Raw genomic sequence first — 14,885 nt, forward strand, 5'->3', positions numbered from 1 at the left:
CTTAAATTAACAGGTACTACAGAAAATGGGCAGGCCGAAATAAGTCAACATCAAGAAATCAATTGATGCCGCCGATAATAAGAATATATGTGCGCAAGGGAATTAAGATGTTATGAATGGCGTTACAATAAGCTTTGACGAATCAAGAACTTATATTAACTTAACATTAACTCCTTCTGAGTTTTCGTCAGAGGTTGATATTAGGGAAATACGGAAGCAACTTGAAAGCGGAGAAACAAAGCGACTATACGTTTCAGAGAAATCGTTAAAGTCAGCATGTGATACTGCGAACCATTATTTCAAAACTGGCGATAGTACAGTTGTTCAAGAGCGCATAGGCGAACGCAAAAATGCCGAGGTTGAATTCCGTATTCCAGAAGACGGCATGCAGGCCAACCTTGTTCTTACCACACCCTACGGCGGCAAACTTCCTACACTAGGTGCCGTTACAACCCTTGCCCAAAAAAATAAAGTTGTTCGTGGCTTAAGCACTAAAGTCATAGAGTCTATGTTGAATGCGGCGAAACAATCTCCTCCAGGTACAGTGCTTGAACAAACTGTTGCTAAAGGTCTCCCAGCCAGAAATGGTAAAAATTCTAAATTTATTCCTCTAGTTCCCAATGCACTTGAACGAGTTTTAAAGCCTCAAACTGGTGATGGTGAACGTGTGGATATGCGAAATTTGGGCGAAGTTATTTGCGTCAAAGTTAATACACCTGTGCTACGCCGGACGGCCCCAACCAAAGGCCGCTCTGGGTTCGATGTGAAAGGTAACAACATGCCCGCCATTAGTGGTGAGTGGATTGATTTCAAGATGGGAAGCGGCACCGTTGTGTCAGATAGCGACGCAAATTTGTTGATGTCTGCAATTTCCGGGATGCCAAAATATCGCGACCAAATAATGAACATTGACGACACCTTTATCTGTAGTGGTGTAAATGTAGGGTCAGGCCATGTCAATTACGAGGGTGCAGTGCTTGTCAATGGCGATGTCACAGAAAAGATGCAAATAAAAGCATCCGGCGACGTCACCATAAACGGCTTTGTGGAATCTGCATACATTGAGTCTGGTGGCGATATCATCATCACCGAAGGTGCTATGGGTAAAGTTAACGATGCCCAAGGCGAATTTCAGTGCAGGTTAGTTGCAGCGGGCAGTATTCACGTTCAGCATGGTCAGGGTATAGATATTCAATGTAATGGCAATATTACCGTAGGTCGTCAGTTGGCATATAGCAGGTTGCGCTGTGGTGGCGCTGTTATTGTCGGGCAAATCGACAAACCTATGGGAAACCTGTTCGCATGCGATATCATTAGCCAAGACCGTGTCGAAGCTGGAACACTGGGCGCTGTTTCAGGTAGCACCTTGAAAGTTGATTTCAGTCCTGGCTTTAATCAATTGTTAGAGAGAAAAGAGTCTCTGGACGAGTTATTGCGTCAAATTCGCGAAAATAACCTTAAGCACAAGGAAAAAATTAATCTTATTCAAAGTAAGAAAGTGCCTAAAGAGTTACAAAAGAAAGTCGCTGAAGCACTGGAACTGTTTAACAATGAAAGTGCATTACTAGAGTGGCTTGAAAATAAAGCAAATGACGTAAAAGCTGCTAAAGAAAACTACCAATCGGACATCAGACTCATTGCAAACAAACGGCTGTACCCTGGTGTTTCGGCGAAACTAAACAATAGAAATTGGCGCTCAGAGCGGGAATATGACAGAGCGTGCATACGTTATGAGTCGCATCAGTGGCATTATGACCCGTTGATGTAGGCATTGCAGTTAACGGCTTTGCTTTTTTACAGTTACTCGGCAACGAATACGTTGCCGTAACCTTGTCTTTTTGATTGATACACAGCTTTAATCGTTCTCTCAAACCATTCTGCGAACTCTTCTGACTCACTGAGCTCGGAGATCCCCATTGCTGTTCTAAAGTTTTCATTTAAAATGTAGTGAGAAGTTAGGCTGTCCAATAACCTGACTGCAAGCGTATTGGCTGCGGTAAGCTCTGTTTGAGGGCATAGAATAATAAATTGTTCGCCACTAAACCTCGAAACGACATCCACCTCTCTGACCGTGTTCAGACAGTTTGTGGCCACTGCCTTCAAGGCTTCTTCCTTTAATGGCGAGTCAGAGAGGTCAGCACTCACATCCGCAGGCGATAACTCAATCACAATTAAAGACGCAGTGGTGTGAAAACGGTGAAATCGAGAAATTTCTTCCTCAGCACGCTGTATCATATGATTGCGATTGTACAACCCTGTTACGGTATCGTGAGCTGACAAGAATGCCAATGTTTTATTTTTTTCTAAAAGCGCAGCCTGAAGTGCACTAATTTCCTCGTTCTTTTGACTGATGATACGCTTGAAGCCACTTTTGTTGCGACTTTTTGTAATAAACAACAATAAAAACAACAGCACAATAACGGTACTCAGAAGCATCACAGTATAATTTCGGCTGTAGCGAACTTGAACATTGTTCCACTGCTTATAAATGTCAACTTTGCGAGTCTCTGGAATACGCTCTATTGCATAATCAATCTTGTCGACTAAATGGCCATAAGACTTATTTACACCATAAGCTAAAGAATCAAAAGGCTCTGCATACCCAACAATGTTTAAGTCTTTCAGTTTCAGGTTGTTGATGTGCATATTAACGCTCATCAGTGAACCTACCATGACATCAAACTCATCGTTAGCAAGCTGTTTAAGCCCTTCCTCTTCAGATGGAATTAGCTTTAAACGCAACCCGGGATAGTGTCGAGAGATATATTCAACCTGACGGTATCCTTGCACAATACCAACAGTGCGATTTCCAATTCCCGAGTAGCCCTGCAACATTGGCATTCCCGCCTTGGCAACAAGCACGTTTGGAGCTTCGAAATAAGGCTGACTGAAGTCTAAGAACTGCTTTCGATAGTCTGACGTGTTCATCATAGGGATAACCTGGCACTTCCCTTGTTGAACAAATTCTAAGCTCTGTTGCCAACTTTCGGTAGGAACAAGAGTGAACGTTAATTCTGATATCTCAGCAATAAGCCGCATATATTGTGCAGAAATACCTACATGTACACCATTTCTGATAGCTTCATACGGTGCCCAGTTTGGATCAATGCAATAAGTGACATCACTAGATTGCTCAGAGTCTACTTTCTGACCAGCAGCAACAAGGAAAGCGCTGAAAGCACTCGTTCCCAGAAACAATATTGTGCAAAGTAGATATCTTTTTATTTTTTTCAACCGCACACCCAAAACTTTTGAACACATCAACGACAACCGCGAAGTATTAAGCGTAAACCACGAAAATGCAATTAATTAGCTGATTTTATTCTTCAATTTTTCACGTAACGCTTTGTCTTTGCTGAAAATATGCGTTTTCATAACGTTTTTCTTTCATAATTACAGAAAGTAATGAAACAGCTTTTTCGATATCAGCAAAGCTCAGGTACAAAGGCGCAAAACCAATACGCAAAATATTAGGCGCACGAAAGTCAGCAATTACACCTTCTGCAATCCATGCCTGGCATATCGCGTAAGCCGCATCATGAGCGAGCGCAAAGTGACTACCACGGTAATCTATACTCGGGCTCACTATCTTTAATTCTTCTAATAGGCCAGCCCGCTTGGCTTCAGCCTCAAAAAAGGCCTGTAACTTTTTGGATTTCTCATCAATCGCTTTTAGAGAAACCTCTTCGAATACATCTAGTGCAGCATCTAAAACACTCATTCCAATGATGCCAGGAGTACCACACAGGTTTTGCTTAATAGAATTGTCGCCGTTGTAATCAGGCGAAAATGAAAACGGCGAGCTGTGTCCCATCTAACCAGATAGTGGCTGCTTGTATCGTGCCTGATGACGTTTCGCTACATAGATAAATGCTGGCGCACCGGGCCCACCATTAAGATACTTGTAAGTACAGCCTACCGCGAAGTCTACATTGCACTCGTCTAAATTAACGGGAAAAGCCCCCGCACTGTGTGCCAAATCCCATAAGGTAAGAATGCCTTTTTGGTGTGCTTGCTCTGTGACGGTTTGCATATCAAGCTTGTTGCCGGTTCTGAAATTAACTTGAGTTAGCATTAACACTGCTATGTCGTCGGTAAGATGTGCAGTAATGCTAGCCTCATCAATGTAGCGAATGGAGTAGTCGCCACCAAGTAAGTCTAAGAGCCCCTGTACCATATAGATATCGGTTGGAAAGTTATCGCGAGTGGTCGCTATTACCTTACGCTCCGGGTGCATTTTAAGTGCGGCGCTCAACACCTTAAACAAGTTGATAGAGATAGAGTCGCAGCAAACAACTTGTCCGTTTTTAGCACCAATCAAGCTGCCTATTTTATCTCCCACTTTCAATGGTAAAGAAATCCAATGGTGTTTATTCCAGCTGGTGATAAGGTCATTACCCCATTGGTGACCAACTACTTCATCAGCCCTCTGCTGAGCACTTTTCGGGAGAGGGCCAAGAGAATTACCGTCTAAATAGACAGTGTTCGCTGGCAACGAAAACAGCGAGGCCTTGTCGCGCAATGGATCTTTCGTATCAAGCTGTTCAGCTGAAAAAACCTTATTCATCATGTTCACTAATAACCTCAAGTAAAGCATCAAAGGATATGGATCTAGGGTGCAACCAATCGAAATGGCCACCATTTTTAATTAATTTTTTTTGTGCACCTGCTAGCACTGCATGTGCAGCAGGTACAATGCTGTCTGCGTCACCTTGTAATAAGGTGATAGGTGTTTTGCTAAGACGTGCTTCCGGCGTTGCTTTTATATAAGCCTCGGCGTTTTGTGTTGGCGTTGAATTCATAAACTGCTTTGTCGCTGTCTGACAGCTATTTTTGCCCATGGCATAGGCCTTTATATCGGTGATAGCAGCAAGCCCGATAGTGCGCTTGAGCACTGTTTGCGAATGTTGCAATGACAATGTTGAAAGTTGCTGTGCAGCCAGCAAAGCTAAATGACCACCTGCAGAGTGCCCCACAAGATACACGTTACTTTAACGCCCTTCATCCTCAATTCTTTGTAACGATGCTCTTACCGCATTCGTGACATCGTTCAAGCTTCCGGGCCAACCACCACCGTCATCGCCAACTCGTCGGTATTCAGTTGCGTAGACACCCATCCCACGGTCAGCCAACGTATTGTATAGCCCCTTAGCATGCTCATAACCATATGCATTTAGCCAGCAGCCACCGTGCACAAAAATAATGGCCGTATCTGTAAACTCCGTAAATGAAGACCGCTGGCCATGCCACACGTACACAGACTGCAATTTGTCGTTGCCATAGCTGAATTGCTCACTAACCTCGCTTGTTTGCAAGACACCCAACGCAGAGTACGGCACTTGCTCTAATTTTTCAGACGTACTTTTTTCTGACATGCCATCGTTTAGGTGGGTGTCATTCAACCTTTTTTGGGGCTGATTCGAGTGGGTGTCAACCGAAGTGTTAATTAACAATTGAGTAGGCTCTTGGCTAACAGCCGTTTGCATCGCGCTGGGTTGGGTCTCTTTGTTATTTCGTTTGTTAATTCTCTGCGTATTAGCGTGGGTGTCACTGTTGTCAGCGGCCGTAAAGTTAGTGGCAGCGCTTGCACTTTTATCGGTGGTCACATCGAATAGGTGATGGAGGTTGGTTTGATTGGATGAGGTGAGCTGATTGCCCAGCGTTTCGCTTGCATGGCTGATTGAAGCAGTCAGCATCACTATGATTGTTAGGGTAAATGCTTTCAAAAATAAAAAAATGTTGAAGTTTTTCATGCTTATTCGTTTTTATTTTATTAAAACACAGAGTAACGCGAAGTTGGCGTTACTCTGAGATTAAATATTCTACATTTAAGCTATGAAATAAGACTTACAACATTTCCACTGCTAGTGCTACACCCTCTCCGCCACCGATACAAAGTGATGCAATGCCTTTGCGAGCATTTTTTTGCTTAAGCGCATGAAGCAAAGTAACAAGGATACGCGCACCCGATGCACCAATTGGGTGGCCTAAAGCACACGCTCCACCTTTGATATTCACTTTGCTTTCGTCAAGGCCAAGTTTTTTAATCGCTAGCATAGTAACCATGGCAAAGGCCTCGTTAATTTCAAATAAATCAACGTCTTCTTTTGTCCAGCCAGCTTTGTCTAATACTTTTTCCATTGCGCCCACAGGTGCAACTGTAAAGTTTTCTGGCTCAATTGAATTAGTCGCATGAGCCACCACACGAGCAAGCGGCGTCAAACCAAGTTCTTTCGCTTTACTTTCACTCATCACAACAAGCGCTGCCGCACCGTCAGATATCGAGCTAGAATTTGCCGCTGTCACTGTACCGTCTTTTTTGAAAGCCGGTCTTAACGTAGGTATTTTTTCAGGGCGAGCTGAACCTGGGCCTTCATCAGTATCAACCACCACATCACCTTTTCGAGAAGATACTGTTACAGGCACAATTTCATCAGTAAATGTACCACTGTTAATTGCTTCATGTGCCTTTGATAATGAGCTTAGTGCAAACTCATCCATTTCACCTCGAGAAATGCTTTCATCATCGGCCGTGTCTTGGGCGAAACAACCCATTGCTTTTCCATCATACGCATTTTCCAACCCATCAAGCATCATGTGATCGAGCACTTGACCATGGCCCATGCGATAGCCCGTTCTTGCTTTTGGCAGCATGTACGGCGCATTGCTCATACTTTCCATACCACCAGCCACAACAGCCGTTGCACTACCTGCTTTTATTAGGTCGTGCGCCATCATCACAGCTTTTAAGCCAGAGCCACACACTTTGTTGATAGTTGTAACACCTGCACTTAACGGAAGGCCTGCACCTAGAGAAGCTTGTCGCGCTGGAGACTGGCCTAGCCCTGCTGGTAGTACGCACCCCATAATGACTTCATCTATTACAGAGACATCCACGCTTTCACACGCTGCTTTTATCGCAACTTCTCCCAGCTTTGTCGCAGCTAGCGATGACAAACTACCGTTAAACCCACCCATTGGAGTGCGTTTTGCTGCGACTATCACTACCGATTCGTTACTCATACTCGTGCCCTTAAAATTCATTAAAATTATAGAGTTAAGTGAAGAAAGCTATGCAGATGTATACAAAAGTAAACACCACTTACAGCCACAACGTCTTGCCTTCACCATGAAAAATTGACGTTAGCAAAATGTTACTTTACCTTAACGTAAAATGTAATTAACGTTAACGTAAACCTGTACTAAGTATGTGTCAACCAAACACTACGTTTAATATAGCGCCAGAAAACTACTACGGCTCTAAAACGATAGTGCTATTGCAAAGACACCCAACTTAACACAGTCGATTAATTACAAAGACACCCATGCAATACTCTGGGTGGTAAGCAGCGCTGATACAAGGTACGTGTAATGAATAATTACGACGATAAAACAACATACGCAATAGGCGAGCTCGCTAAAGAGTTTGATATTACTCCCCGCTCTATCCGCTTTTATGAAGAGCAAGGGTTGATGTCCCCGTCCAGAACGGGTCAAAACCGAGTCTATTTAAATAAAGACAGAGTAAGGCTAAAGCTGATTTTGCGAGGAAAACGCCTAGGTTTTTCACTTGCAGAAGTCAAAACGTTGTTCGACATGTACGACACAAACCCTAATTCGGCGGTTCAGTTAGAAGCCATGCTTGAAATGACTGAGCAAAAAAGAGCGGTGCTTAAACAGCAGTTAGAAGACATCCAAATGCTAATGACAGAACTGGATGATGTTGAAGCACGTTGCCGTGACGAACTCGCAGAACTAAAACGAGGAAATATCGCATGAACACCTCCTACCCTACTTTGAATTTTGGACTTGGTGAAGACATTGAAATGTTGCGCGACCAGGTCTATCAATTTGCACAAAACGAAATTGCTCCTTTAGCTGAACAAGCAGATGCAGATAACCAATTTCCTAACCAGCTATGGACCAAACTGGGCGATATGGGATTGCTAGGTGTTACCGTTTCAGAACAATACGGTGGCTCGGATATGGGATATCTTGCCCACACCATTTCAATGGAAGAAGTAAGCCGCGCCTCTGGCGGTATTGGCCTTAGCTATGGTGCCCATTCAAACCTCTGTGTAAACCAAATTTATAAAAACGGTAATGATGCCCAGCGAGAAAAGTACCTTCCAAAGTTGGTAAGCGGTGAGCACATAGGTGCGCTAGCTATGAGCGAACCAAATGCAGGTTCAGACGTTGTTAGCATGAAATTAAAAGCCGAAAAGCGTGGCGACAAGTACATTCTTAACGGCAATAAAATGTGGATCACTAATGGTCCTGACGCACACACGTTTGTTATCTACGCAAAAACCGATCCTAATGCAGGCCCTCGAGGCATCACTGCATTCATCGTTGAGCGTGACTTCCCTGGATTTAGCCGTGCACAGAAGCTAGACAAACTAGGAATGCGCTCTTCAAACACTTGTGAGTTAGTCTTTGAAGACTGTGAAGTTCCTGCTGAGAACATTCTTGGTAGCGAAGGTGAAGGTGTTCGCGTGTTAATGAGCGGATTGGATTACGAGCGCCTTGTGCTATCGGGTGGCCCGCTAGGTATTATGCAGTCTTGTATGGATATTGTTGTTCCTTATATTCATGATCGTCAGCAATTTGGTCAATCTATTGGCCAGTTCCAACTTATTCAAGGCAAAGTGGCTGACATGTATACCCAGATGAATGCGGCCCGTGCCTATGTTTACACGGTTGCACAGTCGTGCGATCGCGGTGAGACAACGCGAAAAGATGCGGCTGGTGCCATTTTATATTCTGCGGAACTTGCCACAAAAATGGCGTTAGATGCTATTCAATTACTTGGCGGTAACGGTTATATCAACGAATACCCTACTGGTCGCCTTCTTCGTGACGCAAAGCTTTATGAAATAGGTGCTGGTACGTCTGAGATTCGCCGAATGCTGATTGGCCGAGAATTGTTTAACGAGTCTAAGTAACCCGTTTTAGGGTGTCTGGTTTAAACCTCTTCATAGGTCGACAAAATACCTGTGGCGAGTAGCGGATTATTTCGCAAAGGTTTAACAAGACACCCAAGTTAAGAATCAAGACAAAATTCTGTAATAAGCTACTACACTGCATAGACACCCAACATACTTAAATTTGCTTAACGTGAGTGTCTTGCTAACTACGGTTAATGCGGCATCTTTATCGATGCACAACACAAGGAGGGGTTATGCCCGTTCTTCGCTCAAGTATAAATACCAAATCTGAAACATTTGTCGCTAATGCAGAACACATGCAGGCGCAGGTAGATGATCTTCTTGAAAAGATAAAACAAATTTCTTTAGGTGGCGGCGAGAAAGCGGCTGAGCGCCATGTGTCTAGAGGAAAGCTGTTACCACGTGACAGAATCAATGCACTTTTAGATGAAGACACGCCCTTTTTAGAAATAGGCCAGTTGGCAGCGTGGGAAGTGTATGACGACTATGTGCCGTGCGCTGGCGTGGTAGCAGGGATAGGCATCGTAGCTGGTATCGAATGCATGATTGTTGCCAATGACGCTACCGTAAAAGGCGGGACATACTACCCTCTTACTGTAAAAAAACACTTAAGAGCACAGACGATTGCTGAACAAAACAATCTTCCGTGCATTTATTTAGTCGACTCGGGCGGTGCTAATCTGCCGCGTCAAGATGATGTTTTCCCTGACAGAGAGCACTTCGGACGTATTTTCTTCAATCAAGCGAATATGTCGGCGAAGAACATCCCTCAAATTGCGGTTGTTATGGGGTCGTGCACCGCAGGTGGCGCTTATGTTCCAGCTATGGCGGATGAAAGTATTATTGTAAAAGAGCAAGCCACCATATTTTTAGGTGGACCACCGCTTGTAAAAGCTGCAACGGGTGAAGTAGTAACCGCAGAGGAACTTGGGGGTGGTGACGTACACACTCGAATTTCAGGCGTGGCTGATCATTTAGCGAACAATGACCATCATGCCCTATCTCTTGCTCGAAATGCCATATCGCGGCTAAACAGGAAAAAGCCCGAGTGCTTAGACGTAGCCGATGTGAAACCTCCACGCTACGATACTAAAGAGATATACGGCATTGTTCCGGCAGACAGCCGTCAAACCTTCGATGTGAAAGAAATCATCGCACGAGTTGTGGACGATTCAGACTTTGACGAATTTAAGCCGCTCTACGGCACTACGCTCGTCTGTGGCTTTGCTCGAATTTTCGGTTTTCCTGTTGGCATTGTTGCCAATAATGGCATTTTGTTTGGCGAGAGTGCCCTTAAAGGTGCGCATTTCGTTGAGCTATGTGCAATGCGCAAAATCCCACTTGTATTCTTACAGAACATCACGGGGTTCATGGTAGGCAAGCAATACGAGCATGGCGGTATAGCTAAACATGGCGCCAAAATGGTGACAGCAGTAGCGTGTGCAAATGTACCGAAACTTACTGTTCTTATCGGAGGAAGTTTTGGTGCAGGTAACTATGGTATGTGCGGTAGAGCTTACGACCCACGATTCCTCTTTATGTGGCCAAATGCGCGAATTTCAGTTATGGGCGGTGAACAGGCTGCAGGTGTACTCGCTCAAGTTAAACGCGATCAAAAAGAGCGCGCTGGAGAATCATGGAGCCAAGAGGAAGAAAAAGCCTTCAAGCAGCCCGTTATCGACACCTACGAAAAGCAGGGACACCCTTACTATGCCTCAGCAAGGCTTTGGGATGATGGCGTTATCGACCCTGCTGATACTCGATTAGTACTTGGACTTTCGCTATCAGCCACACTCAATAAGCCAATTGAAGATACCCAATTTGGCATATTTAGAATGTAGGAGCATGGGTCATGGATCAATCAGTATTATACAACGTAGATGAAAGAAACATTGCCACTGTCACACTTAACAGAGCTGACAAGCACAATGCTTTCGACGATGAAATGATAAGTGAACTTACTCGCGTATTTAAGTTAGCCGGTGAAGACCCAAAGGTAAGAGCGCTCATTTTACAAGCAAAGGGCAAGAGTTTTAGTGCAGGTGCAGATCTTAACTGGATGAAAAGAATGGCCAGTTACACTGAACAGCAAAATGAAACTGATGCTCATGCATTGGCAACTATGTTGCAAACACTTTACGCAATGCCCAAGCCGACAATAGCACGTGTTCAAGGTGCAGCTTTCGGCGGCGCCGTTGGCTTAATCGCGTGTTGTGATATTGCCATTGGCAGCAAGCTCAGTAAATTTTGTTTAAGCGAAGTCAAGATAGGACTTATTCCCGCAACAATTAGCCCGTACGTGGTAGAGGCGATGGGCGCGAGAGTATGCCGACGTTATTTCCAAACGGCTGAAGTATTTTCTGCACGCAGAGCAAGGCGACTTGGGTTACTGAGTGAGTCAGTTACAGAAGATGAACTCGATAGCACGATAGATAACATCTTATCCAATATTCTCAAAAATGGTCCTCAGGCAGTTGCTAAAGCAAAAGACTTGGTGCAATGGGTGTCTACGCAAGAAATTAATGATGCGTTGCTCACTAAAACAAGCAAACTTATTGCTCAAGTAAGAACCTCTGAGGAAGGGCAAGAAGGTTTATCAGCCTTTCTAGAAAAACGTAGTGCATCGTGGGTGGAGTTGAACAATGATAAATAAACTATTAATCGCAAACCGCGGTGAAATTGCCTGCCGTGTTATCAAGACAGCCAAGGCACAAGGCGTAAAAACCGTTGCGGTTTATTCGGAAGCTGATAAAAACGCGCTGCATGTTCAAATGGCAGACGAAGCTGTTTTCTTGGGGCCGTCACCGTCGAAGGAAAGTTATTTACGTGGCGATTTCATAATAGAAAAAGCTAAGCAACTTAACGTCGACGCCATTCATCCTGGTTATGGCTTTCTCTCTGAGAACGCTGAATTCGCTAACCTGTGCGCAAAAAACGATATAATTTTTGTAGGCCCACCAGCATCAGCAATTGAAGCGATGGGCTCAAAGTCTGCTGCTAAAAGAATTATGGAAGACGCTGGTGTTCCCCTTGTTCCTGGCTATCACGGTGATGAACAAAGTGAAGCAGTATTGAAAAGTGCAGCCGATGAAATGGGGTATCCAGTGCTTCTTAAAGCCGCTGCTGGCGGCGGTGGTAAAGGCATGCGCCAAGTTTGGAATGCGAAAGAGTTTTCTCAAGCGTTGAACGCGGCGAAACGTGAATCAATGGCCAGCTTCGGCGACGACCATATGTTGGTAGAAAAATACCTGACTCGCCCTCGCCATGTTGAAATCCAAGTTTTCTGTGACACCCATGGCAATGGTGTCTATCTCTTTGAGCGCGATTGCTCTGTACAGCGTCGTCATCAAAAGATAATTGAAGAAGCCCCTGCCCCAAATATGTCGCCTTCTGTACGTAAAAAAATGGGCGAAGCTGCAGTTCTTGCAGCTAAGGCGATTAACTACGTTGGCGCTGGCACTGTAGAATTTTTGCTGGACGAAGATGATTCATTTTACTTCATGGAAATGAATACACGTTTACAGGTTGAACACCCGGTTACCGAAATGATAACCCGTGAAGACCTTGTTCATTGGCAGTTAACAATTGCCGAAGGAAAGCCAATTCCAAAGCAACAAGATGAGCTAACGCTAACAGGACACGCATTCGAAGCTCGTATTTATGCCGAGGATCCTAGCAATGAGTTTCTTCCTTCTACCGGCACGCTGTCATTGCTACAGACGCCTATTGAGAGTGATGTAGTTCGCGTAGATACAGGTGTTGTTGAAGGTGATGAAGTAAGTGTGTTTTATGACCCGATGATTGCAAAGTTAGTCGTGTGGGCCGAGAACCGTGAAATTGCACTAAAACGCCTAATTAGTGCGTTGGGCGAATACTATATTGACGGGTTGAGCACGAACATCGACTTCTTAAAACGTGTAGCTTCACACCCTGCATTCGTTGCTGCCGAGTTAACGACCACGTTTATTGAAAAGCATTACGACTCGTTGTTTAGTGATACTAATAAGAAAGACACCCAAGCTAACTTAGCGGTGATGGCTTTACTTGCACTTCTAAACAGAAAAAATGACGCTGTTGATACTCATAAAACGCCAACGCCATGGTCAAATGCTGGTGCTTGGAGAGCCAATCATCAGCATAAAGAGACACTCACGTTAAATCACGAAAACGAAGAAACGTTAGTCGAAGTAACACATCAATATGAAGGCGGCCATAGCTGGCTAGTGTCAGTAGACGAACACGACTTCCAAGTGTCGGGCTCTATTGTCGATGGTAAGTTGCTAGCAACAATCGACGGCTACAGAACGACATTCTCGTTTTCTGACAACGGTGGCCAATATACCCTGTTCAACAAAGACACCCACGCTAAGTTTACTGTTGTACCGGCGTCTCTAGGAGAAGACGACCATGCAGATGATGATGCTAATTTTAGCGCGCCAATGAACGGTACTATTGTTGCTCATTTGGTTGAGAAGGGGCAGCTAGTTGAAAAAGGCGATCCCATTTTAGTTATGGAAGCGATGAAAATGGAGCACAGCATCATAGCCCCCTATGACGGTTCGGTTGAAGAGTTTTACTTCCAGCCAGGAGAATTGGTTGATGGTGGAGCGCTGTTGCTAGCATTTTCCGCAAAAGAAAACGCCGAGGCATAAATGATGTTTCCGCAAAAAGTTAGCATTGTAGAAGTTGGTCCAAGAGACGGCTTACAAAATGAAAAGTTAGCATTAAGTGCATCTCAAAAGGTGGAGCTAATAAACCTTCTATCTGAAACTGGTTTGAGACGTATTGAGGCTGGAAGCTTCGTTTCACCGAAGTGGGTGCCACAAATGGCTAATTCGGACGAAGTTTTCAAGACTCTGAACTATCAGCCTGATGTGCAATATTCTGCGCTTACTCCAAACCTGAAAGGACTTGAAGCGGCAATTGAAGCAGGAGTTAAAGAAGTGGCTGTATTTGGCGCTGCTTCAGAGTCTTTTTCTCAAAAGAATATCAACTGTTCGATTGCCGAAAGCCTAGAGCGCTTCGAAGCCGTTTTTAAGTTGGCCAGCGACAACAACATAAAAGTGCGAGGCTACGTCTCTTGTGTGATGGGCTGTCCATATGAAGGTAGTATCGAGCCTAAAGCAGTGGCGCAGGTAAGCAAATCTTTACTTGATATGGGGTGCTACGAAATCTCTCTTGGCGATACTATAGGTGTTGGTACACCAAAAGCGACCAGCCTCTTACTCGACGAAGTTCTCAAAGACATTGGAGTAAATAAGATCGCTGCCCATTTTCACGATACATATGGGCAAGCACTTGTTAATTTGTACACAGCCTTAGGCTATGGCGTATCTACTATTGACTCAGCTGTTGCCGGATTAGGTGGCTGCCCCTACGCAAAAGGCGCCAGTGGAAATGTAGCAACTGAAGATGTGCTTTACATGCTAAATGGCATGGAGGTTTCAACTGGTATAGAAATGGACAAGTTGCTTGTTGCATCTTCGTTTATTTCAAAAATCCTGGGACGCTCCCCTGTCTCTAAAGTCGCAAATGCATTGTTAGCGAAGTAAAAAAATCAAGAGCATGATTCTCATGGATCATGCTCTTTTCGCTTTCATCTGGTCCGTGATCATAACCGCCCAAACCAGACCCATTAATACCATTTCAGTAACGATGACACCCACTTCAAGCCTCTTAAGGTTATCGTGACGTACCTAATTCAAGATTTAAAAAACTCTCTTGAAGAATTTTTTAGTTTGGAGATTGATTTTTGAGAAATATTAAGAAGTCTGCATTGGGTGTCACTGGTAGTCAGAGAACTCTAAAAGATTCTCCTATCCCTCCTTAGAATGGGTGTCTTGATTAGACTTCTTTATTAGATTGCCTCTCTATTAGACCGCCTAATGTCTAAAAACACTCCTTGCGATCAGGTCACAAGACCCTCTGCAACTGATA

The 14,885-nt window shown here is 44.3% G+C and carries 11 protein-coding genes and 1 pseudogene; 7 read left to right on the top strand and 5 right to left on the bottom strand.

Going from position 1 to position 14,885, the window contains the following annotated elements; genetic code table 11:
- The first annotated feature begins 112 nt into the window (after positions 1-112).
- Complete coding sequence (locus tag ACHUFN_RS01985) at positions 113-1,768, top strand: FapA family protein (protein ID WP_394220643.1); 1,656 nt, start codon at positions 113-115, stop codon at positions 1,766-1,768.
- A 32-nt stretch (positions 1,769-1,800) separates the two neighbouring features.
- Here ACHUFN_RS01985 and ACHUFN_RS01990 read toward each other — a convergent pair whose 3' ends face one another.
- The 5 genes and pseudogenes from ACHUFN_RS01990 to ACHUFN_RS02010 all read right to left on the bottom strand — a co-directional run bounded on the left by ACHUFN_RS01990 (position 1,801) and on the right by ACHUFN_RS02010 (position 7,023).
- A complete protein-coding gene (locus ACHUFN_RS01990; protein ID WP_394220644.1) occupies positions 1,801-3,240 on the bottom strand; it encodes a diguanylate cyclase in 1,440 nt (479 codons plus the stop codon).
- Positions 3,241-3,334: 94 nt separating this feature from the next.
- Positions 3,335-4,570 (bottom strand): annotated as a pseudogene (kynU, locus tag ACHUFN_RS01995) (kynureninase).
- Positions 4,560-4,976 carry an alpha/beta hydrolase family protein gene (locus tag ACHUFN_RS02000; protein ID WP_394220645.1) on the bottom strand — a complete coding sequence of 139 codons (417 nt, stop codon included), beginning with the start codon at positions 4,974-4,976 and terminating at the stop codon, positions 4,560-4,562. The pseudogene kynU and the gene ACHUFN_RS02000 overlap by 11 nt, the downstream one beginning before the upstream one ends.
- Positions 4,977-4,991: 15 nt before the next feature.
- On the bottom strand, positions 4,992-5,753 hold the full coding sequence (locus tag ACHUFN_RS02005) for a hypothetical protein (protein ID WP_394220646.1): 762 nt from the start codon (positions 5,751-5,753) through the stop codon (positions 4,992-4,994).
- Positions 5,754-5,847: 94 nt separating this feature from the next.
- Positions 5,848-7,023: a thiolase family protein gene (locus ACHUFN_RS02010; protein ID WP_394220647.1), complete on the bottom strand. Its 1,176-nt coding sequence runs from the start codon at positions 7,021-7,023 to the stop codon at positions 5,848-5,850.
- Between the two features lie 348 nt (positions 7,024-7,371).
- On the opposite strand from ACHUFN_RS02010, the gene ACHUFN_RS02015 reads away from it, so the two are divergent.
- From ACHUFN_RS02015 to ACHUFN_RS02040, 6 genes are all read left to right on the top strand, one after another.
- Positions 7,372-7,779, top strand: coding sequence for a MerR family transcriptional regulator (locus ACHUFN_RS02015; RefSeq protein ID WP_394220648.1), 408 nt, complete (start codon positions 7,372-7,374; stop codon positions 7,777-7,779).
- Positions 7,776-8,945: an isovaleryl-CoA dehydrogenase gene (locus ACHUFN_RS02020; RefSeq protein WP_394220649.1), complete on the top strand. Its 1,170-nt coding sequence runs from the start codon at positions 7,776-7,778 to the stop codon at positions 8,943-8,945. The genes ACHUFN_RS02015 and ACHUFN_RS02020 overlap by 4 nt, the downstream gene beginning before the upstream one ends.
- Positions 8,946-9,181: 236 nt before the next feature.
- The gene (locus ACHUFN_RS02025; RefSeq protein WP_394220650.1) at positions 9,182-10,789 is read left to right on the top strand and encodes a carboxyl transferase domain-containing protein; all 1,608 of its coding nucleotides are present in this window, start codon (positions 9,182-9,184) and stop codon (positions 10,787-10,789) included.
- An 11-nt stretch (positions 10,790-10,800) separates the two neighbouring features.
- A complete protein-coding gene (locus ACHUFN_RS02030) occupies positions 10,801-11,601 on the top strand; it encodes an enoyl-CoA hydratase/isomerase family protein (protein ID WP_394220651.1) in 801 nt (266 codons plus the stop codon).
- Positions 11,591-13,600 (top strand): acetyl/propionyl/methylcrotonyl-CoA carboxylase subunit alpha, encoded by a 2,010-nt coding sequence (locus ACHUFN_RS02035; protein ID WP_394220652.1) that lies wholly within the window; start codon positions 11,591-11,593, stop codon positions 13,598-13,600. The genes ACHUFN_RS02030 and ACHUFN_RS02035 overlap by 11 nt, the downstream gene beginning before the upstream one ends.
- A gap of 3 nt (positions 13,601-13,603) precedes the next feature.
- A complete protein-coding gene (locus ACHUFN_RS02040) occupies positions 13,604-14,500 on the top strand; it encodes a hydroxymethylglutaryl-CoA lyase (protein ID WP_394221031.1) in 897 nt (298 codons plus the stop codon).
- Positions 14,501-14,885 lie beyond the last annotated feature (385 nt).

Source organism: Alteromonas gracilis, from assembly GCF_043642145.1.
GTDB lineage: Bacteria > Pseudomonadota > Gammaproteobacteria > Enterobacterales > Alteromonadaceae > Alteromonas > Alteromonas gracilis_B.

Excerpts from the sequence above, each read along its gene's own strand:
- ACHUFN_RS01985 (WP_394220643.1), top strand. The coding sequence starts at position 113 with ATGAATGGCGTTACAATAAGCTTTGACGAATCAAGAACTTATATTAAC.
- ACHUFN_RS02005 (WP_394220646.1), bottom strand. The coding sequence starts at position 5,753 with ATGAAAAACTTCAACATTTTTTTATTTTTGAAAGCATTTACCCTAACA.
- ACHUFN_RS02010 (WP_394220647.1), bottom strand. The coding sequence starts at position 7,023 with ATGAGTAACGAATCGGTAGTGATAGTCGCAGCAAAACGCACTCCAATG.
- ACHUFN_RS02015 (WP_394220648.1), top strand. The coding sequence starts at position 7,372 with ATGAATAATTACGACGATAAAACAACATACGCAATAGGCGAGCTCGCT.
- ACHUFN_RS02020 (WP_394220649.1), top strand. The coding sequence starts at position 7,776 with ATGAACACCTCCTACCCTACTTTGAATTTTGGACTTGGTGAAGACATT.
- ACHUFN_RS02025 (WP_394220650.1), top strand. The coding sequence starts at position 9,182 with ATGCCCGTTCTTCGCTCAAGTATAAATACCAAATCTGAAACATTTGTC.
- ACHUFN_RS02030 (WP_394220651.1), top strand. The coding sequence starts at position 10,801 with ATGGATCAATCAGTATTATACAACGTAGATGAAAGAAACATTGCCACT.
- ACHUFN_RS02035 (WP_394220652.1), top strand. The coding sequence starts at position 11,591 with ATGATAAATAAACTATTAATCGCAAACCGCGGTGAAATTGCCTGCCGT.
- ACHUFN_RS02040 (WP_394221031.1), top strand. The coding sequence starts at position 13,604 with ATGTTTCCGCAAAAAGTTAGCATTGTAGAAGTTGGTCCAAGAGACGGC.